Source organism: Limosilactobacillus albertensis (assembly GCF_014145555.1).
Taxonomy (GTDB): Bacteria; Bacillota; Bacilli; order Lactobacillales; family Lactobacillaceae; genus Limosilactobacillus; species Limosilactobacillus albertensis.
This window is the reverse complement of record NZ_JACIVD010000062.1, coordinates 130,398-151,690: the sequence shown is the minus strand read 5'-3', so window position 1 is coordinate 151,690 and position 21,293 is coordinate 130,398. Positions and strand designations below refer to the sequence as shown.

General features: G+C 39.1%; 23 protein-coding genes. All 23 read right to left on the bottom strand.

What is annotated here, in order from left to right:
* Window position 1: 1 nt before the first annotated feature.
* Window positions 2-1,123 carry a BppU family phage baseplate upper protein gene (locus H5S41_RS06310; protein ID WP_182602721.1) on the bottom strand — a complete coding sequence of 374 codons (1,122 nt, stop codon included), beginning with the start codon at window positions 1,121-1,123 and terminating at the stop codon, window positions 2-4.
* Window positions 1,123-1,323: a hypothetical protein gene (locus H5S41_RS06305; RefSeq protein ID WP_182602720.1), complete on the bottom strand. Its 201-nt coding sequence runs from the start codon at window positions 1,321-1,323 to the stop codon at window positions 1,123-1,125. Before H5S41_RS06305 ends, H5S41_RS06310 begins: the two co-directional genes overlap by 1 nt.
* Before the next feature lie 30 nt (window positions 1,324-1,353).
* A complete protein-coding gene (locus H5S41_RS06300) occupies window positions 1,354-3,873 on the bottom strand; it encodes a phage tail protein (RefSeq protein WP_182602736.1) in 2,520 nt (839 codons plus the stop codon).
* 27 nt (window positions 3,874-3,900) lie between these two features.
* Window positions 3,901-4,689: a phage tail domain-containing protein gene (locus H5S41_RS06295; protein WP_231833125.1), complete on the bottom strand. Its 789-nt coding sequence runs from the start codon at window positions 4,687-4,689 to the stop codon at window positions 3,901-3,903.
* 57 nt (window positions 4,690-4,746) lie between these two features.
* A complete protein-coding gene (locus H5S41_RS06290) occupies window positions 4,747-9,246 on the bottom strand; it encodes a phage tail tape measure protein (protein WP_182602718.1) in 4,500 nt (1,499 codons plus the stop codon).
* A gap of 195 nt (window positions 9,247-9,441) precedes the next feature.
* Window positions 9,442-9,798, bottom strand: coding sequence for a phage tail assembly chaperone G (gene gpG / locus H5S41_RS06285; protein ID WP_182602717.1), 357 nt, complete (start codon window positions 9,796-9,798; stop codon window positions 9,442-9,444).
* A gap of 52 nt (window positions 9,799-9,850) precedes the next feature.
* Window positions 9,851-10,480 (bottom strand): major tail protein, encoded by a 630-nt coding sequence (locus H5S41_RS06280; RefSeq protein WP_142499311.1) that lies wholly within the window; start codon window positions 10,478-10,480, stop codon window positions 9,851-9,853.
* Window positions 10,480-10,899 (bottom strand): hypothetical protein, encoded by a 420-nt coding sequence (locus H5S41_RS06275; RefSeq protein ID WP_094528911.1) that lies wholly within the window; start codon window positions 10,897-10,899, stop codon window positions 10,480-10,482. The genes H5S41_RS06280 and H5S41_RS06275 overlap by 1 nt, the downstream gene beginning before the upstream one ends.
* Entirely contained in the window at window positions 10,896-11,270 is a 375-nt protein-coding gene (locus H5S41_RS06270) for an HK97-gp10 family putative phage morphogenesis protein (RefSeq protein WP_102816552.1), read from the bottom strand. The genes H5S41_RS06275 and H5S41_RS06270 overlap by 4 nt, the downstream gene beginning before the upstream one ends.
* Window positions 11,254-11,559, bottom strand: a complete 306-nt coding sequence (locus H5S41_RS06265) for a head-tail adaptor protein (RefSeq protein WP_310740913.1) — start codon at window positions 11,557-11,559, stop codon at window positions 11,254-11,256. Before H5S41_RS06265 ends, H5S41_RS06270 begins: the two co-directional genes overlap by 17 nt.
* Window positions 11,510-11,923, bottom strand: coding sequence for a head-tail connector protein (locus tag H5S41_RS06260; protein ID WP_085680628.1), 414 nt, complete (start codon window positions 11,921-11,923; stop codon window positions 11,510-11,512). The genes H5S41_RS06265 and H5S41_RS06260 overlap by 50 nt, the downstream gene beginning before the upstream one ends.
* Window positions 11,924-12,064: 141 nt before the next feature.
* The gene (locus tag H5S41_RS06255) at window positions 12,065-13,207 is read right to left on the bottom strand and encodes a phage major capsid protein (protein WP_182602716.1); all 1,143 of its coding nucleotides are present in this window, start codon (window positions 13,205-13,207) and stop codon (window positions 12,065-12,067) included.
* Window positions 13,208-13,861: an HK97 family phage prohead protease gene (locus H5S41_RS06250; RefSeq protein ID WP_063164139.1), complete on the bottom strand. Its 654-nt coding sequence runs from the start codon at window positions 13,859-13,861 to the stop codon at window positions 13,208-13,210.
* Window positions 13,800-15,059 (bottom strand): phage portal protein, encoded by a 1,260-nt coding sequence (locus H5S41_RS06245; RefSeq protein ID WP_182602715.1) that lies wholly within the window; start codon window positions 15,057-15,059, stop codon window positions 13,800-13,802. The genes H5S41_RS06250 and H5S41_RS06245 overlap by 62 nt, the downstream gene beginning before the upstream one ends.
* A 6-nt stretch (window positions 15,060-15,065) precedes the next feature.
* A complete protein-coding gene (locus H5S41_RS12160) occupies window positions 15,066-15,221 on the bottom strand; it encodes a DUF1056 family protein (protein ID WP_152697323.1) in 156 nt (51 codons plus the stop codon).
* Entirely contained in the window at window positions 15,218-15,385 is a 168-nt protein-coding gene (locus H5S41_RS06235; RefSeq protein ID WP_153703883.1) for a hypothetical protein, read from the bottom strand. The genes H5S41_RS12160 and H5S41_RS06235 overlap by 4 nt, the downstream gene beginning before the upstream one ends.
* Window positions 15,386-15,387: 2 nt before the next feature.
* Window positions 15,388-15,609 (bottom strand): hypothetical protein, encoded by a 222-nt coding sequence (locus H5S41_RS06230; protein ID WP_152697322.1) that lies wholly within the window; start codon window positions 15,607-15,609, stop codon window positions 15,388-15,390.
* Window positions 15,590-17,299 (bottom strand): terminase large subunit, encoded by a 1,710-nt coding sequence (locus tag H5S41_RS06225; RefSeq protein ID WP_375139020.1) that lies wholly within the window; start codon window positions 17,297-17,299, stop codon window positions 15,590-15,592. Before H5S41_RS06225 ends, H5S41_RS06230 begins: the two co-directional genes overlap by 20 nt.
* Complete coding sequence (locus H5S41_RS06220; protein WP_013924020.1) at window positions 17,296-17,763, bottom strand: phage terminase small subunit P27 family; 468 nt, start codon at window positions 17,761-17,763, stop codon at window positions 17,296-17,298. Before H5S41_RS06220 ends, H5S41_RS06225 begins: the two co-directional genes overlap by 4 nt.
* Window positions 17,764-17,946: 183 nt before the next feature.
* Window positions 17,947-18,741: an HNH endonuclease gene (locus H5S41_RS06215; protein WP_035170397.1), complete on the bottom strand. Its 795-nt coding sequence runs from the start codon at window positions 18,739-18,741 to the stop codon at window positions 17,947-17,949.
* 56 nt (window positions 18,742-18,797) lie between these two features.
* Window positions 18,798-18,968: a hypothetical protein gene (locus H5S41_RS06210; protein WP_172397134.1), complete on the bottom strand. Its 171-nt coding sequence runs from the start codon at window positions 18,966-18,968 to the stop codon at window positions 18,798-18,800.
* Window positions 18,969-19,335: 367 nt separating this feature from the next.
* Window positions 19,336-19,953 carry a hypothetical protein gene (locus H5S41_RS06205; RefSeq protein ID WP_152726965.1) on the bottom strand — a complete coding sequence of 206 codons (618 nt, stop codon included), beginning with the start codon at window positions 19,951-19,953 and terminating at the stop codon, window positions 19,336-19,338.
* A gap of 818 nt (window positions 19,954-20,771) precedes the next feature.
* The gene (locus H5S41_RS06200) at window positions 20,772-21,245 is read right to left on the bottom strand and encodes an ArpU family phage packaging/lysis transcriptional regulator (RefSeq protein ID WP_003663724.1); all 474 of its coding nucleotides are present in this window, start codon (window positions 21,243-21,245) and stop codon (window positions 20,772-20,774) included.
* Window positions 21,246-21,293: the final 48 nt, after the last annotated feature.

Here is a 21,293-nt window from a genome sequence, read left to right as displayed (position 1 = left end):
CCTATTTGTTTACATTCCAGCTAGACCAGTCACCCCAACCACCATTAAAGTTACCGGCTTTTTGGCGCATATAAATTGAGCTGTCCGTTGAGCCGGACACATTAAAGTAAATCTGAAAAGCAACTGGGTACATACCTTTGCTGTTGCCGACTTGTAGCAACAAGCCATACATACTGATATTCGGGTTATCCTTACTGTTATCTAGCAGTGGAAAGTTATGACCTTTAGGAACTGTTTGCTGAGTGATATAAACCAAGCTAATCCCGTTATCTAGATTGTTAAAATCAGCATCAGCGCCAATCTGGTGACCATCGAAAGCATGATTAAGCTTATCTATTGCATCGTTAAGGTTCTTTAGCATTTGTGGTAGGTCAATATCAGTCCCATTAACCGTTAGCTTGTTAGAAAGGTTTAATCCACCCGCTAATGTTAGCAACTTCTGAAATGTGTTAGGCCCCGTAAAAACATTTGCTCCGCCGTTAGTAGGTGCTAGACCTGCTCGGATAGCATTTGCATTATCGTCAACGGCTTGGGCTAAGATATGGTTTGAGGTCTCAATACCTCGTGCGGTTGCATTAACATCTTCTAGCCGCTGGTTAACATCGCTGTTAAACTTCTTAATATTTTCCAACGCTTGCTTCTTAGCGGCTTCAATTTCAGTGTCATAATTGCCCGCATTGAAAACAGCACGAGCAAAACTGGCTTCCACCTCAAAATAACAGGTATTGCTTGAAAGTAACTGTTCTTCATTAGTAATAACTTGCAGATTAAAGTAGAGCATACCAGGTGCCGAAAAAGTAGCAGCTGGAATCGTGACATAGACTAACCCAGCAATCGGATTAAAGATTTTATATTCACCAATCGTTTGTACCCCCGTGCCATCGGGTTTAGCGGCAGTAAAACGAATATCTTTGATGTTGTTTAGATTAAGCGGTTTGTGACCATAAGCAAGCTGAACTTTTAGCGGCACGTCTTTATCAAGCTGACGACCGTTAAAAGTTGAACGCATGTTGTAGTACACCGTTCGGGGCTTATATAGGTCAAGGTAGATGATGTCGGGGTTATTCTCGTTGACCGGCACATCTTCGCTTGTATAGTCCTTTGGTAAGAAAAGTTCACTCACTACATCGCACCTCCATTCATTAATTCATCTAGTCGTTTGTTTACATTATTAATTTTCTTTGCCAGATCATCATGATCCTCTTGTAGGAGTCGACGAATATCGCTGTCATTTCGTTCAATAATTTTAAAATTCTCAACCATCTGCTCTCTAAATAATTTGCCACTATTCATTGAGAGATCATCTGTATGTAACTCTTTCAAAAAATCATCGCCTTTCAAGAATAACTATTCTCACCTCAAACTACCCCAATCCGTTACTCTATAACCTAGATTTACCTGGGCCCGTGATACGTATGCTTTACCAGATCCAGAAATATCGAAAACTAATCTTCCTTTAGTAGTGCCGGTTGGAACCTTAATGTTGACTGTGCCGGCGGATTGCCAAACGCCGTTATTGACGATGTGGACAACCTTCGACTCACCGGCAGAACTGCCATCGCTCTTTAAGAACTCGACATAAGTAGTAGCAGAAATTGAATTATCGGTCGCATTTAACTTAGCCATAAGACGACTTGAGATGGAGGAGACACCGTTGAGATTAAATTCATTGCTTCTGAGAGTGCCTTGTTCAACCTCAATTACCGGACTGTCATTATATTTTTCGCTGGAAGCAGTTCCACCGGCCATCGTAGTTATTAAATTATGCTGACCATTTTGCATCCAGTAAATATTCTGGTCCACAACCTCCATACTCTTATCCGTCTCTTTCTTATCATTCACGACTTGCGTTAACGACTTGGATTGCTGATCCATGCTATTTGCTAATCCACTAATCCGAAGTCGTTGTTCTTCAAGAGCTTCCTGCAGACGTTTAGCTTTCTGGTTTTGATAATCTAAAATAGTCGTTTTTGAATTATTTAACGTAATCTGGTTATCCTGTCCCTTGGCTTCCGGATAAATCGTATAGCCAACAGTTTTATAACTACCTGAATATTTATCACGCGCAAGCACCCTTAGAATTTCACCAGCAACAGGTATAAATGAATTTCCCTGGAGTGTAACTTCAATATTTAAATCCGGATCAGGTTTAAGAGTAGTTAAGGCATATTTACGCATTGCATCCGCATCTTGAAATCTTTCATCAACAAGATCAGGTCCAGGATGTTCTCCCCATTCGTCAATTGACTTTTGATCAACTACCATAAACGGTTGGAAGTAATACTCTTCTTGTGATTCTGTAGTTGTATCATTTCCGACAGTATCATTAGTTTCTTTACCACCGATACCATCACGAATAACTTGTAAGGGATCAAGCCACGTTCCATCATTTGACCAGGCACTTTTCAATGCAGTCATTAAATTCTTTTGCTTAGTAATTCCAATATGAAGATGGCTAGTATCACGGTGGCCAATAACATCCCCCGTCTTAACTTCTTGCCCAACTTGAACAGTAATATCTCCTCGATTCAAAAATGCTTCCTGGTAGCAAATTAAATAATCATTCGACACAATGGTTATATAGTTTTCCAGTCCAGCAATATATCCAATATCCTGGACTTTCCCACCATGAATCGCATGAACATCACGTCCAGGATGATCGACAGAACCAAAATCAAGACCATCATGAAAACCATTAGTTCGCCCTACTCCATCTTGAGGGTGCGTTCCAAAAGTTTGTCCCAATGAAAAATGACCTTCTCCAATATCTGGAAAAGGCCATCCCCACGGATTAGGTGGTGAAATGATCAATTTATCTTTCGTGATTGGGGCACCATGAGGACTCCAACCAGTAACACCATTAATTTGTCCTAGCGCATTAGGAATATTGAAGAACGCAATTAACTGGTCAAAACCCTTTAAGATATTTGTATAGGGCTCCCGACAATAAGTATTAAAAGTTCCTCGCTTAAATTGAAGTAACCCAAGCGCCGGACCAGAACCATCTCCATCTGGATCAGTTCCTGGTTGCGGAATCGTCTCGTTTCCACCCGATTCCAAATGAATTTGTGCCCGTAAAACATTAAGTTGCTGAGCATTCGGTTTTATTCCATAAAAACTAGCAGCATACTGAATAACTGGTGTCCAATCACCATTGACTGGCTCGGTTGGTCCGTTAGCATTAGTTCCACCTGTCCCGGTATAAACAGTGTGCTGAACTTCATGCTTACCACCCACACAACGAATCATATTAATAATTGATTGACTGTCCCGAGTAGTTTTAACTGACTTTGCGTCCCTAGGGAAATCAATTACTCGACCATTATCCTTATAGAACTCATCTTCTGAATAAACTCGTATCTTCTTGTTGTCTGGATATATAACTGCACTTGGCCATAACTCAGTAATCTTACTAAGCATCTCTTTACCACTGCCGCTATCGAACTTAGAAGTTGATTGTTTATCAAAATTACCATGAACTTCATAGCTAAAGCCTAGCTTATTTCCATCAATCCAAGCCTTTAGTAAGTCCTCAACTCCATAAGACTGATCATTACTAGCATTGTTATCCTGGTTATTATTTAAGGTAAGGTCACTTCGTTTATAAATTCGACTAATCTCATTGTAAACATGCCAGGCAGTGATATTTTTCGTGTTCGTATCAAAGTTTTCAACACAATTTTTTACGATATATTCCTGTCCCTCAAGCACAATCGAACTTTCAACATCTAATGGATCATACAATGCTGAATCATAGTCAAATACTGAGAAAGTCAATTGAAAGGTCGAATTCTTAGACCATTCGCTTTGCATTGTTGGCCAGAGAATAATGTCTCCAATCGGCTCCTTAGTTGTTTCTTTATGAGGTGTCATCAATACTAAACTAATTGTCCTCACCTCCTAACCAAGATACATAAATGGAAAACTGAATGTAATTTCCAAATCATCTGCACCAGTAACTTCAAAGTCATTCTTTCCAGGCGCTAAAGTAATATATCCATAATCGGTATTGGCACTATCTGGGTTGTTATTCTTAAATGTTCGGCGCCCTTTTAGCAAAAGAGTATCGTTTCCAGATAAGCTTTGATTGTACGTCCAAGAAGTATTTGTAGTTGTATTCTTTACCGTGAACTTTCCACCATTATGCTTAATCGTAATTTTTAAATCATGACGCTGTTCAACAGGATCGATTGTAATATCACTATCGTTAAGGATAGAAAACTTATTCTGGCCTTTGAAATGGTATGAAGGAGTTTCCTCATCCATGTTCATATTCAAGTCTAAGAAATCCTCATCTTTCATCTCATCCGTATGTAATTTACTAAATCGCATTCCGCTTGGATTTTCAAAAGGCACTTCAAACGTACAATAGTTAACTTCTTCTGGTTCGCTTTTAATCTCAAAGGAACTAGCCCGACAGTATCGGACAATATCCGGCTCGACTCCTGTTCTTAACCTAAAGATTCCTTTTTGTGCAAAGACACGATAAATTTCGTGTTTTGCCATCTTAAAGTCTTTTCGATCAAAGAACTGCAATAAGAACTTAGCGGTGATCGTCGTTTGGCCATAACGGGAATAACTCCAAATTTGGCCATCTTGTTGGGAATCGTCACGGTAATTATTAACAATACTAGGCGATTCAGTTAAGCCAAGAAAAGTTAAGTGGTCAGTAATATCTGTACTGGCCACTTCTTTTTGATCATCAATTTTAATGTAAAGAATATTTACAGCGATTACGACCACCTCCTAAAGATGCTGATTATCAAATAATGCTTGATCAGTTCCTTCAATCCCATAAAACTGGTTCTTATCAAAGGCACCGGCTTTAATTGCAGAAAGTTGAGCTGCATTTAAGCCCAGCATTGTCCCAAAGCGGTTGAGCATCTGGTCCATCCGGTCTAACATCTCTTTTTGCATTCCGTTATTACTTTGGCCACCGTTATTGTAATTATTTACAACTTGGGTGCTTTGCATATTGGGCTTAAAGTTAGTTAATACCGAAACAGCATCATCAGTACCATTAGCATATTGTGGTAAGTGCTTAAACATCTTAGCAGTATCGCTAGCTTTAACAACTTTTGTTCCACGAGGTGCATCTAAAAGAACATTTCTACCAAACGGAATAAATGGTTCTGCCCCTGGGAATTGAACAGCTTCCCGAAAGACTGGTCCTGGTTGATCATTAACAACCATTGGCCCACCTGGGTGATAGTTGGTACCTTTAGCGTGATGCTTAGTAACAAACTCATGAACAGTCTTTATAGTCTGAACAATCGGGCTCGTACTATTCCATTTGTTAATCCAGTCAATGGCTCCTTTAATAACACTACTAGCTTGGTCATTAGCCTTAGCTGTTTTAGTGCTTGCGCCAGTCCCATTCCAATTTCCGACTGAACCGGTAGCAGAACCAAACGGACCAGAAGCATTATCAAATCCGTTGGCTGACTTTGAGTTTGCACCAGTTCCGTTCCAGTTAAATACACTTCCAGTAGCATTCTGGAATGGTCCACTAGCATTATCAACGGCTAAAGCATTTTTAGGAGCGCCAGGGTTAGCACGTTGCCAAGCAAGAATTGCATCATTAGCAGCCTTTAAGTTTCCACTGGCTCTATCTTCTGCAACAATTTGCTTAACTGTACTTGCTGGCATTCCTTTCCAAAGATTGTACTTTGAAATTAATTCCCCTAATTGGCCGGAACCCTTGGCATTAACAATGGCTTCTTGTTGTTTAGGCGATAATTGATTCCATCGTCCGATCTTATTCAAAGCATCCATTACATCAGCAGTTCCTTTAGTTGTTACTAATGCTTGCTGTTGCTTAAATGTAAGATTATTCCATTGATTAGCCTGCACTAATGCATCAACTAATTGTGGAGTTCCTTTAGCGTCAATAATCGCTTCCTGTTGTTTTAAGGTTAAATTATTCCACTGTCCGGAACTTTGCAGGGCTTCATAAATTGGCTTAGTTGCCTTATTAGTAATTACCGCTTCCTGCTGCTTCAATGACAAGGAATTCCACGCACCGGATTCAAGCAGAATATCGGCCATTTCTTGCTTGCCTTTAGCTTTAACAATTGCCTCTTTGGTCTTAAGGTCAAGATTATTCCATTCACCTGACTTCTCTAAAGCTTGGACAATCGTTTCACTGAAGCCGTCTTTCAACCAGGCTTTCTGCTCTTTCCAACTCATGCTATCCCATTTACCATTTTCGATTAATGCAGCTGCCACCATTTGTTGAGCATTGGTACTCAACTTACCTTCCTTTTTCAGAAGTTTAATTTGGTTCCATTGATCTTTGGAATTAACAGCCTTGTTAACTTCCTCCTGGGCATTAGTCCGAACCTTACCAGTTTTGGGATCGAAAACTAAGTCATTCCACATTTTAGCGGCATCCTTAGTTTTGCCTTTGAGGCCATCAAGAGAAACAGCAATACTCTTAGAATTCTTTTCAGCATTTTTGGCCAGCTTATCCAGTTGTTTCATTCCGGCCGAATAACTTAATCCTTCTGCTTGCATATCTTCTTTAATGCGACTTGTAGATTGCCCGTTGGCACGTGCTAACCGAATGTATTCAGCAGAAGCCTTATCAACATAGTCTTGAAGAGTTTTCTTATTAGCTCGCATACCAGCAGCATACTCATTTTGATTAATAGTTCCAGCTTTTAATTGACGCTTAAGACTATTTTCCTGTTTTGCATATTCATTACGCATATTATCAGATTGAGTACGCAAATCGGCCAATGCTGTATTACGTTGGCGATGAGACATATTAGCAACATCGTTATTTAATGCCGCCATTGCTTTTTTACGCTGATTACCAGTTAAGCTCCACATTTTGAGTTCATCATCAACAATCTGTTGCTGATTATTTTGCAACATTACTCGTTGGGTATCGCTCAAACTAGCAATATTCTTATTAGAAGTCTGTAGGATTGTATTTGCTCTTGTCCTGGCTTGATCAGCATTACTAAGGATCTTATTCATCGTATCTTTTTCATGCTGTGCTTCCCGATCAACTGCTGCAGCAACTTCCGGAGACATATCTTTCTCAGCCTTTTTAACACCTTCTAAATGTTTCCGGGCATCTGATTCCATTTGACTAAATTCACGATCAAATGAATCCGCCATACTTTTAGTAGAAGTTTTTGTTGCAGTATCCATATCGGTTAAAGCCGCTTGAATACCAGTTGAAGTATTCTTAAATTTCCCAAGAGCTTTATCAGCAGCTGCACCAACGTCAGATCCCCAACGATCTGTTCGTTGTGACGATTCAACAGCTTTCTTACCCCAAAGCTCCCAAACAGTAATTCCACCGGCAATGGCCAAAGTAGCAACTCCAGCAACGGCTGCAATTGTTCCTAAAGATACTCCAGCCGCGGCAGTAGCGGCACCGGCTTCACCTGCAGCCACACCGGTACCTTGTAAAGCGACAGTCGCAGCACCAACACCATTAGCAGCTTGAACCGCTCGACCACCTGCACCAGTCATGGTTGTTCCAAACTTTGCAGCTTGAAACGTTGATTTTGAAAATGCTGAGCCAATAACGTCTAAGCCACTGGCTCCTAACTTCATCGCAGTCTGTGCTCGGCCTAAGCCAGCGGTAAGCTTACCAAAAGCGAGGACAGTTTTACCAGCACCGCTCGTCAACTTACCGAGAATTAAGAACAATGGGCCAGCTCCCGCTGTGAATAAGGTAGTTGCTACAATTGCCTTCTGAATAGCCGGTGATAATTCTCCGAAGCCATGAGCAAGCTTGGAAATATCTTGTACTAACGGAATCACTGCTGGCAGAACATACTTAGCCATATCCATTCCAGCATTCGTTAGTGATTCCTTAAAAATTGCTAGCTGTACTTTAGGAGATTTAAGGTTCTTTTGTGTAAGGTCACCAATATAATCACGCTTAGCAGAATTCTGAACTTCTTTGTTTAATTCCCGTAAACGGTTGGCATTTTCAGTTAAGATAGCACCGGCTTGTTGACCGGTAGTTCCGAATAATGCATGGAAGATGTCATTCTTTTGCTTACCGGTCATTCCCTTCATGTGATCGCCTAATGTCTTGAAGATGGATGACATTGATTTCAATTTACCATTTTTATCTAAGAAGTCCTTAGTAGTTAAATTGATACTTGCCAATGCCTTTTGACCATTTGCAGTAGGAGTAACTAAAGAATTAATTACTTTTCGTAATCCAGTACCAGCCTTGTCCGCTTCCAGACCATTGTTAGAAAGAATACCCATCGCACTAGCAGTTTCCGAGAGACTAAAGCCTGCTTGATGGGCCGTTGAGCCAACATATGACATCCCCACACCTAATGACTGGAAGTCGGTTGAAGTAGCATCGGCAGCATATGCTAATTCATTCAATGTCTTAGTAGATCGCTGTTGCATGACTGCAGCATTTTTAATTGGTCGGCCTGCTTTATCAGTAGCTAGTCCAAAAGATTCCATCGTCTGAGAAGCGACTTTAATCACATCATTAAAGTCATCCCCGGTGGCTACAGACGCTTTCAGTTCATTGCGCATAACACCAATTGCCGCTTTAGAAGTATACCCACGCTTAACTAAGTCTTGGTATCCCTCCGCAATTTTTTGCTGACTAACACCATATTGATCAGAATACTTCCGTGCATCTGCCGTCATTGTCCTATAAGCTGAATTAGCTGCTTTAGCGGATTCACCAGAAGTCCGTATAACATTCTTGGTCTTAATCATTTGATCTTGGAAATCAACTAGTTTCTTAGCTGAATATGTTAGTCCTGCCGCAATAGGTAATGTTAGATATTCTGACATTCCTCGGCCAAGTCCTGATACTTTAGAACCAACATTGGTGGCCACATTTCCAAAATGTTGAGTGCGATTAGCAAGTTGCGTCCACTTATTCGACTGCAATTCAATATCACGATTAAGAGCTTGCATTCGTCCACGTAATTGTTCAATTTGCGCAGACGTTTTATTATATTGGGTTGCTGCCTTAGCTCTTGACTGCTCGCTCCTGGTAGTATCATCCATTGCTTTCTTAGCATTCTGGAGTTGCGCATTATAATTGCGCATTTGTTGACTCATAGTTGCATAAGCAGCACGCATATTATTAATACTTCCGCCGGATGCTTTCAATGCTGCTTCCTGCGCACGTAAAGCATTAGCAGTAGATTTAATTTGTGCTTTTAAAACACCATTAGCCGCTTTAAATGGATTAATATCCAAACTAACAGTTGCTGCCAAATGTCCTAATGATTGGGCCACTATTCAACCTCCTTTCCTAGAATAAGAATGGAAATGCTTTATCAATGGTTGTCTGCTTTTCTTCAAAGACGTAATTCATTAATTTCAAATCTGAAAGTGTTAGCTTACTGACCTCATTCCATTTATATCCATCGCGCATTTTATTTTTAATGAAATCTGTGAGACTCTTGATTGAATCATCAATCATCTCAACAGTTATTTTTTTGGCTTTTCGTTATCCTTTTTCTCTTCTAAGTCATCTTCACTTAGAGGAGAACCGAGAGTTTCATTAATTGCATTAACAATGCTAGTTAACCCTTCTATAGCCGTAACTCCTGAAAGAACATCCTTTTTAGTCAATCCATTCTTCCAAAAATTAGCAGCAAACTCAGCCCGTAAACTTAATAATCGTTCATTATCTTTATCTGTTGGAAATTTTTTTGGATCAGAGTACATCACTATTTCTTGACGTTGAACCTTTAATGCATCTAATAGATTTTCAAGCATTGGGGCTTCTTTTCGTTCATAGATTGTTTCTTTGCCATCTGTTTTTACTTTTAATTTATATGGCATTTCCATATCCTCCTCATCGTCTCACTTGACTCGTCTCTGTCTGATTAATTAGTTACCCTTTATCAACAACAGTTTCTGGTTTAGTATCTTTTGTATTGGTTGGATCAGTTACTGGAGCTTCTTCCCCAAAGACCATTGCATGGAACTTAGCAAAATCAAATCCTTCATTATCTTCCCGACCGATTAAAAGGATGGTTCCAGTATCCGCATCCCCACGCGGAACAAAATTACCTTCAATTTCATCTGCTTCTGGGTCTGGAGCACCGTCCTGAGTCTTGATTGAAATACCTGGTAAGGAGAACATCCCCTTGGTTAAACCAACCCAACAATGCTTCCCGTTTGAAAGCTTTGTCCGGAACATAGTAGCAACATAATTTGGTACAAGATTCTTAGTATAAACTTCTGTACCGTTCTGAATATCAATTCCATACAAGTCTTTCTTCATGATGGAATCAATATCATAAAGGTTGATGGTTTCCTTAGCTTCGGTAATTCCACCAGAAAGAACCAAGTAAGGGCCGTCATCGGCTGCTAACGTCTTTAATTCGTTAGTTAGCTCCAACTTAACTTCACTTAACCCGCTCATCTTTCGGGTATCTTTAATCTTTTCGTTCTCGTCTAGCACCCCATATTCAAAATTAGAGGCCCCAAACTTAGCAACTTTTGCATTTGGTGTTCCCATTAAATATCATTCCTTTCTTCAAACCCTTCAAAGTTAGCTGTGACCATTATGCAATTATCCAAGTCCGGATCCGGATAAGAATTCTTGTAGTAACGTTCAAAGCCATGACTGTGGAGGGTTTCATATATTCGTTCTTGAATATCCATTAGCCGGTCATCGTTCTCTTCACGAATCCAAAAATCAACTTGTACACGTGGGTATTCAAAAAAGCGAGCATCGTCACTATAAATCGCATCATCCCCAGGTATGGGAGTAATCCGAATCCACGGTGCTGAACTCGCTTTAATAAATGGATCATCAGGCGTACTAGTAAAAATTGGAACATATGATAATTTATCTTGTCGCAACTCATCCATCATTGTGACTAAGCGTTCATCATTCGTCAGATAATCGGCTACTTGCATCTCCGGAGTTTTCATACTTTCAAGTCCTCAATATATTTAGCAAGTATCTCTTTTTTAGATTGTGCCCGTGCTTTTTCAATAAAGTGCTGTGGATGTTGTTTAGAAGTTCCTGCATTAGGAAAGTGAGCAATCCAACCTTTTTCTTTGTCATAACCAACATCCATTGAATAATCACCATCACTAGTTTTCAAATTACCGTGTTTGGTATGTTCAGCTAAAGGGGTCATATTAGAGTGATCGCCACTCTTTGCAACTGGAGTAACTTCTTTTAATTTCTCTTGAAAGACTTTAGCACCATCACGCGTTGCTTTTCGTGCCTTCTTTTCTTCCGTCTTTTCAAGTTTAGTTAAGTTAGCAATCAACTCTGCTTCACCGGTCACTGCCATTTTGAACAACCTCCTGAGCAGTAATTTTAGTTAGATCTCGCTTTGCATAATCAGGATCCATCCCCGTGATTTCATACCATTTTCCTCGCCAGTTAATTAACCAATTCGATTGAATTTCCTTACGAGTTTTGAAGGCAATTAAAAACGTGGGTGATTCTTTTCTGAACCCCACGTTTGAACTGTTTTGGATAAATTCACGGACTGACAGCTTAGGAACTTCTGCCCACACGGTAAATTCCTTAACTTTCTGATCCTTGATCGGTCGATGAGTTTCCGGATTGATCCCCATTTGGACTGAGTAAAATGTTATCCGTTCCGTCATGTTCCGTAGTTTCATCGGTATTCACCTCACTACTTATTTGATTAATAAGGCCATCAATTCCTGATGAAAGAACTGGTCGGTAACTATCTGCAGTAATTCCTCGCTCGTAGAAGTCTTCTTTCACCTGCTTCATAAGTGCAATTTTGAATCGCGGTTCGTCAGAGTAGTCAGCAGGCTTACTCTCCCATTTAATTGCCCTTGCAATCATCAATGCGGCAGCATCAACAATTATTTTAAGAATTTCATCATCAAAGTCCTGGTCAATTTTGCAGTAGTTTTTTAGATTGGCAAAGAATTGTTCATCACTCGAGAAAGTGTGGTCTGTTTCCATCCTACTCACCTAGCTTTGCTAACAGTTGATCCTTAGTATCGGTTGAAGTATAGGCAATTCCATGATCATCTAAGTATTTTTTGATTGTGTCTACCGTATCAGCACTAGTCGGTTTAACGTCCGCCCCGTTGTCGGACGGCGTTATTTTGACGCTGCTGATGGACCAGTAACAAAGTAACCAGCGTTTTCATCGGCCTTCTTCACATCTAAACGAAGAACCGCTTGGAGATATTGACCATAAATGTCATTATCAACCCACCGTACCTGGAGATCTTTTCGATTTGCTAAAATAATTGCACGGTATGGATCACCAACAAAGGCATGAGCTTCACCCTTTGCTCCAAATAAGTCATCTTCAATTACAGCAACGTTGATTCCAGAGACCGCTTTACCAGACGGACTAGAAATACTATCTTGAAGTAAGTAACGTCCATTTTTATCTTTCAATGTATCAAGCCAGTTGTAGAAGCTTTGGCTGGCAATAATCATCTTATTGTAAGCCACATCTAAATCGACATTCCAAATTTTCTTTAGGTCATCGATTGCATTAGAGCCATCAACGGTCTTAGCTGAAAATCCCTTAAAAATTGTAGCAATAGCCGCATTCTTTGTATTTAAGGATTGTTCTTTTGCGTTTCGAGCAACTAATCCAGTTAAATCAATTGCTGAATCATCAATCGATTCTTGTGAAATAGGAATTGCTCCACGATAGGTCTCAATTTGCCATGCTACCTTAAGAAATTCAGGTTTTTGAAGATCAGGATTCTTTGCAAGTTCTTCAACAGTATGCATTTGAGCAGTTGCCTTTTTAAGAATTGGATAACTACCAGAAGCAGTTGTGGCGTTAAATACTTGAACAAATTGGCTAAGATCAGTTACTGTTTTAATTTCATTTTCAGGATTGTAAATGATTGATTCAGGAATAGTAACGCTTGCGTCTGAAGAAGTAATTCCAGTAGTACCATCACGATGTTCTTGGTGAAGATATGCGTTGAAATTACGTTTTTCTTCATTTTCGTCCTCGCTATTTTGGGAACGCTTATGAGGATCTGGAGCTGGATTACCCTTAGCTGCTTTACGGTAAAGCTTAAGGTCATCTTCAATACTCCGAACTTCCTTTTCAGCAGCTTCAATTTCAGAACGTAATGACTTAGCTCGTGTTAAGTCTTCATCAGTTGCGTCTTCATTTGAGAGTAGTTGGCGCATTTCATTAGTTTTTTCGTTAATTAATGCTCGCTTACCTTCTTTTTGAGCAAGCAATTCTTTAATTTTTTCGCGAAACATTTAATTTCCTCCTTCGAGTGTCTTCAATAATTCTTGTCGTTCTAATTCACGTAACATCTTTTTACGTTTCTGATCAGTAGCATCTCTATTTTCTTGGCTCTGCATTTGCTTAACCATATTGATCGAACGCTGACCGACCTGAACTTCTGTATCCGGATAAGCAGGTGTTGTAACTACTGATACATCGAACAAACGATCAATTTGTCGAATGGTTCGTTCATAATCAACTCCATCCTGATTAGATTCTTCCCAGTCTTGGGCCTCATCTGTGTTGGCCACCGTAAAAGCAAAGCTGCATTGATTAATAACGCCTGCCTTGATATTGGCGATCAAATCACGCGCAAATGATGTATCAGTTGGCTTAACAGTGAATTTCAAGCCAATTGCATCAGAAGATAAAGTCATGTTCACCCCTGATCGTCCCAGTACCTGGTTAGGATCGTGATTGATCGTCGCTACTACATTTGACATATCAGCGTCATCGAACGCTCCTGGAGCAATTTGCTCAATAAAGCGAGTAAAGCCACCCAAAACTTCGGATGGCTTATTGTATTTGGCTGCATAACCTTCAATTACTGGTTCATCATCTTCATCAGTTGCCGTTCTCATCTGAATTGGCATCATTAACTGTCGAGTTTCCAAGTCGCTTGTCATCGATTCCACCTCCCTTCGCTGTTGATTGTTTCTGATACTCTTCTTTTTTATCAAGGAAGACAGTATTCAAGGTTGATTGGAAGCGATCTAAGTCTGGATTATCAGATTTAACTAACCCCATCCGAACTCGTCCTTCATTAGGAGTAATGACGTTATTTGTAACTCCCTTTTGTACATCGTCCATTGACATCCCTGTTTCTTTGCGTGTATCAAATTCGATGTGGCAGTTATGACGTTGCCGATCAGTCAGCATTGTCATTTCCAGGTTACTTGCAATCGGCTTGAAGTAATAAGGTAAATCAGAAGTAATGAAGTCTTCATTTAACTGTTTAATCGATTGGTTAGGACTATTAACTGCTAATTTATATGCTGGAATATGCAACGCTTTGGCAATTTGAGCAGTTGAATAGTTGTTGCTGTTAATTAGTTGCAAAACATTGGTATCAATCTCAATTGGTGAATAATCAAACGTATCATCCGTAACAATTGGACTACCAGCATTGCTATTAGCTTGCGCATATTCAAACGCCTGTCTAGTTTTAAGACGCGCTTCCGGACTTAACTTACCCTTAGCTTTTAGCAATCCACCTTTAAGACCTGATTTAAAGAACCGCCGTAATGTTTTAATTCCATCATCCTGTAACCCAATCTCATCAGCCAAAGACAACAATGGCGACCGGCCATGAATACCATCGTAGGTAAAGAACATAAAATGAATTACATCTTCAGCCGGCACGACGATTGTTTGACCACCACCTTTTTGATTGATGGGTGTAAATTCGTATTTAATATTCGTTACATCAGAATCATCAATATAGGTTTGCGATGGTGGAAAATATTGTATTTCTAACGGTGCTTTTGTATGAGGATCACGAATTATTCTTGAAAAACCATCCCCAGTTAAAATTGCGTTAACTGTCATTAGGAAACGCCAATGATAAGCAGATAACATATCGTTTGGGTGCTTATTCAGCAAATAATCAACACTTTTGATATTCTTTACCGCATTTTTATCATCGTCCAAAATGACAATCGGAAATCGAGCCACATTACTAGCAACATGAGAGACTGCAGTTAGCACATCAGAGTTTCTAAGAGCACCAATTCCACTATAAGATGGCATATTGCTAAACCCCGGAAGAATTCCCTGATCGATATAATCTTGTGCCCAGTCGCGTTTCTCGGTATGGAATAACACTCAGCTTCACCCCCTTTCATAAGAGATAAAAGCAATTACGAATAATTCAATCGAGATAATTAGTAAGCCAATCTTCGCGGAAAATAAAAAGCCTGTAACTGCTAAACAGATACAAGCTAATAAAAATAAAAGAATTGGTTCATTTAATTTCCAGAATTTCATGGCATCACCTGGAGAAGAAATTTCAAGTCTTCATCCGTAATCTCAAATTTCTCAATATACGGGGCAAGCTTTCTCAGTCGTTCCAATCGTCCCTTGATTTCATTAAGTGCGGGAGTTACATCAATCTTCATTCCTTCTTCACCGTCGTATAGATACTTAGCCATGTCTATTCCTCCTCGATTCCTTTGATAAAGTCAATTGCTTCCTTAGTTAAGGCCAATGGATGGAAATATTCTCCATCTGAACAGTCATTGATGATCTTGCCTTTTAATAGGTGTTTAACATTATTTTTAGTAATAAATGTGGTCCAGTTGCTATCATTACCATATTCATCTAGTTGCTTAATATCATGGCAAAATTCATCTTTTTCAGAAACCAAAGTCATCATTAAACACATCCTCATCTGTTAAATAATCATCAATATTTTCACGAAAACAAATTGCATAAGCGTCTAACAATGCATCAGCAGCATCAATCTTATTTGAATAACGGTTCTTATCAATCCGGACACCATTGTTATCTGATTTAAGGATCGCGTTAGCCATTGCACCGGTTAAAATCTCATTTTCAGAATGTCGAACTCGCTTATCTAAAATATCATCCCTAAATTGCTTAGTTGGCATTGAAAGAGTTAATGTCCCTTGGCGAACAGATATTTGTTGCCATTCCGGATGACCTTTTTCAATCTGGGTTAACAAGGTTCCATATTGCGCCGGGTCATAACAAATTGCTTGGACATCAAGATTGTGTTCCCGGACAAAACTATCTAACCATTCATACACCCGTTCAACGTCAATAACTCCAGATTCAAGTTTTGTAATTTCACACTGGCCCATCCCTTGTAACCGGACATAATCTAACCGATCTGCTTTAATCTTTGCTTCCAATCCATATTTAGTACCGACAAACGCATAAGAATCAGCATACCAATATCCCTCTTGAGGAATTAGCCAACTAATCGCATAAAGGTCAGATGATTTACCAACGTCAATTCCAAACCAAACCCGTTGACCATCAATGTCAATTGGATCAATTTGCGCTGCATTCCAAGTATCAATATCCATATAACTATCCTCTTCGGCTTGTCGCCACATATTAAAATTCTTAACTAGAACAGAATTCTTTGTTCCTTTCTGTTTAGCTTCTTTCCACCGCTTGGCTAAATATCCATACACTTGGTCTTGTAAAGCTGGGACACTCAGAATTGGATTGGATTTAATCCAGGTACTTTTATCATCAACTTCTGATACATTATCTTGTTCAGCAATGTAGGCAAAATAAGTATCATCAGTAATTTCACCTTTCAAAACCTTCGTTGCATAGGGATATTCAATTGTATGCATTGGAACATTCAAATCAAAGCCGGCTGTTGAAATAATCATGATAAGTGAGTTATGAAGTAAGGCCTGACCGGATTCTAGTAATTCCATCATTTCAGTGGTCTTACTTGCAGCATACTCGTCTAGGATTCCAACATGAGGTTCAAAACCATCAACCGTTCCCGTTTCCTTGGAAAGAGACCGAACATAAGAATAATCATCTAAGTTACTGATAAGGTCACGGTTAACCTTTGTTCCACGTTTTGTATCACCATCACTAGAACGTAGAGCATTGAGGCGTTTCTTAATCATATTAAAAACGATGTTCGCTTGCTTTTTATCGTTAGCGGTACAAAATATTTGCCGAGAGAATTCAGGTGAGTTACCCATCAAGAACTCATACAATGCAATTCCGGAAATAAGGATCGACTTACCATTCTTTCGTGCCATTGATAACATTCCTTTTCGGAAGCGCCGTTCAGATGGCTTGTCTTTTTTCCACCAGCCATACATATTAGCAATAATGAAACGCTGAAAATCTGCTAAAGGATACGCCCGCATCGTTTTTGGATCCGGAAGTATTTCCATGAATTGAATAACCTTATTAGCACGTTCATTATCATAAAAATATTCAAAGTCATCGTTATCCGCCTTTTTAAGATCATTTAAGTACCTTTTTGCAGCTAAAATCACCTTTTTACCAGCAACTATTTTGCCGGCCACGACTTTTTCAGCATAATCTTTAGCGTAATTCATCATGAAATCCTAAACTTATCACGCAAGGATTGATGCTCTTCCTTGTCAGTTTGTGGCATATTCATCTGCAGCCGCGAATTAACATTAAGCCCAAGATCAGATGCAAGACCCTTTATTGCCCTGGTTGCTTTATCAATTGTCTTAATTGCGTTATTGATTTTAGCAATGTTCTTTCTTTTCTTGGACTGTTCCTTATTTAATTGAACGGAAGCATCTTTATAAATGCTGTACCAGGTACAATACAATTCCAGTTCGCTCCGGTCCAAGTTACGCAATGGCAGTTTTCCGATAGAACCAATAATTCGCCGATATTCCGCTTTGGCCACTTTATCTAAATGTGCCGGCGGAGTCTTTTGCAACTCAGGCAAACCATCAGCTGCCATAAATTCTGCCTTATATTTTGCTTCTTGTTCAACCACTCTAAGGTGGCCCGTTGACTGTGATAATAATTTTTGCTTTCTTGCCAAAAAGCTCACCTCCGTGCTATGATAAAAGCATCAAGAAACGCATATCCTCAAGCTTTTAACAGCTTGGGGATTTTTTAGTATCTTGCCAAAAAATGAAAAATTGTTGGAATTTATCGTGCAAAAAAGTCGATGTGCGTTCCAGCGTTTTGAAAAATCTAACCCCCGTTCAAAATGAAGGGGGGCTTATCCATTCTTGACGACCCGGTAGCCGGTAAAATCAGCCGTTTTGAAGCCGTTCAAAATCTTCTGAAATGAAATTTGTTCTTTCCGTTCACATAATCGTTCCTCACAGACGTTTGGATCAGTCATGATAACTATGTGATTGATTCGATGATAGTTACTAAGCAATGTATCAATCCGCTTGTCTGGTAATGTCTTGATGATCCAAACGTTATTGAATGTTTGTTCTGCCTTTAGCTTTCGCAACATCTGATCAAAGAATAGTGTAATGTAATCGTGGATATCGTGATTGCTTTGTTGCATTGGTAAACCAGATAATGCATGCATTAACTCATCATAATCATAAATAAGATCATGCTCAGTCATGTGTCGCTTTACATATGTTGTCTTACCACTTGCAGGTAAACCACAAATAATATTGATATTCATATAACGTTCCAATCCTTTATGATGTTTCATCCATTCACGTTTCGTTTTAAGCTTATGACATCCCCGACAGAGTGATTGTAGATTGTCATTATTAAGTCGATCACTCCAATCGTCCTTGCTGGGGATGATATGGTCAACCAGTTCTGCATCCATTCCACAACGCTGACACAATCCATAATCACGTTCGAGTATCTCTTGTCGCTTATGTTTCCATTCCGTTGAGTGATAGAATCTAACGTAATCATTTTCCTCGACATTGCGATGGAAGTTATATGCTTTGTCGTTATCCTTACGAACTACCTCGTCATAGGATACTAGTGTTGGCTTCCCATTGATAAAGGCTAGCTTGGTTGGTTTCAATATACTCATCCCCTTTCTAATATGTATGAAGGCAAAATAAAAGACGGTAGCCATTTGCTATCGCCTTAATCATTTAATCTTTTATGTATTAATTCTTCTAGTTCTTTCAAGTCGTCATCAGTAGCTAAATCACGGATAAACTTACGAGCATATGAACGATAACGATATATCCGGTTCTTATCCTTATTCTTATCGTCCCATTTTTTCTTGGCTCTTTGCTGTGCTTCACTAACCATAATATCGACCTTCTAACATTAATATGGTATACTGTATATGCAAAAGGACAAGAGCTGCTACCTCTCGTCCCTTTGCGATCCGGAAAAACGAGTTTGCTGGCTAACCGCTATTTGCGATTAGCTTTTTTTATTATCGCATATGCAATTGCAAAGTTGATACTTGCAACTGATATTGCTACGAGAGCATTAACGATAACTGCATCCTCATGTTTCCAGATAAACTCTTTCATCCATTGAACTCGCCTCCATCCGGATAGAAAGGCTGTCGCCGGATCGCTGTAGTCACTTCAGGAGTAGCTAATTCCTTTCCTGACTACATTTATATTATACCTTATTAACATATAAAAGACAATGAATTATTAATTTTTCATTGCCCTTTTTTTATTTTCTCCCATTCATTCTTAAAATATTCGTTGCCGTCCATCGAAGCCTTATTGATTAACTTGGAAATATATTTATCTACTTCTGTATCATAACTCGTACCATTATATCTGTTAATTTTGGCGGCAAAGTAATTTCTTCTAATACCATAATCATAGTAATCACCAATATAGCTAAGTTCGCCCCATAGCAACTTTATATCGACCAGTATGCTTTTATTGGAATCATTATTTGGGATATATAAATTTAATTCATAATATAATCTTTTTATCTCATCCATTTTGTCATCCAATGACTCTTTAGCAAGCTTATCTCCATCTACCATAGCCTTGTTGTAAAGATACATATACTTGGGAACTGCTGCCAGATATTGAGCATACAATGGTCTAACTTGATTCATCCAATCTATCCTACCTTTTGACACCAAATCAGCTTTATACTTTTTATTGTTAAACCAAATTGTCCATATAAAAGTACCGATAGCTATTATGCTAGTTATAGCTATCCAATTAAAATATCCTTTATCAGTAAAAAAGAATTTTTCAATGTAGGTACCTATCATTTTTTTATTAAAGTTGCTGCCAATTAATAGTGCAATACTCATTTATTTTCACCTCAATAACAATAATACAAAAGGCTAGCCACAAAGACTAGCCTGAGGTAAAGGCAAAAAGTAAAATGATCGTAGTTTAATGTCATTTCGGACAATAGCTAAGAGACAGATTCGAACTGTACTTTTGCCACACAAGACTGAGTAATGTGTGCCCACCGTGGATCTTAGCTAGCAATACGACTCGTTAGCATTGCTATATACCATAATTATCAATGTACGGGTGAAGAAGGAGGCTGCCGAATAACCTCCTTTCTTCTGATAATCATGATATAAAAACTTAGTAGGGCTTTGCACCCATACAGCCTTGAAGCCTAAGTATAATCAGGACCATACAATCACCGCACCCGGTCGTAGTTTTCCGCCTACTCCTGTAACGATATTGTTGTCCATTCATACGGTAATCCTTTAGCCGCTGAGTTAGATTACGTACTCTTCTGCTGATTACAGCACGGTTGCTACGATACTATCAGAGTAGCATGTAAATTTAATGATCTAAAGGAGATCTTCCAAAACGCACAAACCAAATTTAATCGTTACCGTAAATTTATTTTGAAGTTAGTTAATGATAGTCTCAACGTGGATTATGGGGCTCAGACCCATCAGTCAGTCAAACATCTGATCCACACTCAAGCTTAACAAGAGATCCCGTGTGGTATTAAGCATAGAAATCTCTTTCCTTAAAGCCAGAATCCTAAATTTGAGTAGTTAAAGGCTTGCTCAGGCACAATTGGGGGTCACAAGGCTACATCGCTAACCTTCCGACAATATCATTTTCGCACTTAAAAACGAGCTTGAAGTTCACTAATAGTTCACTGTTTGTTCACTCGTTGTTCACTTTTTTCGTCCTTATATGCATGAAGATCTTCTAGTAAGTCAGCATCCCCGAGCAAACTAGTATATCTCTCCAGTGTATCCGCAAACTCACTACAAGCAATTTTTAAGTAATGATAGTAGCGCGTTTTTTCATAACCAATTTGATTAGCTACTTCCCAATCTTTTTTATTCTGAATAAACTTAGCAATTAATATTCGCCTACTTCTAAGACTACATGCGTTGAGTGCTTGAGCTATTGTCTCAACCAAGAGATGGTAATTAGCAACTTTAACCATTTGATTTTCCATTGAATTACCAGCAGCACTTGCTCTTGGCATTCCGTCAATTTGTGGGGATGTTAGCTTAATTCCTCCACCTGCTAAGCGACATAAGCGTGCATATTCGTCCTTAAAGAAATAGCGAACATTATCAGTAGTTCCGTCAACATCTAATTCTTTCAAAAGCCCCACTTTTAGCACTCTCCCCGTTTTGATATAATATTTATGTTTGATAATTTG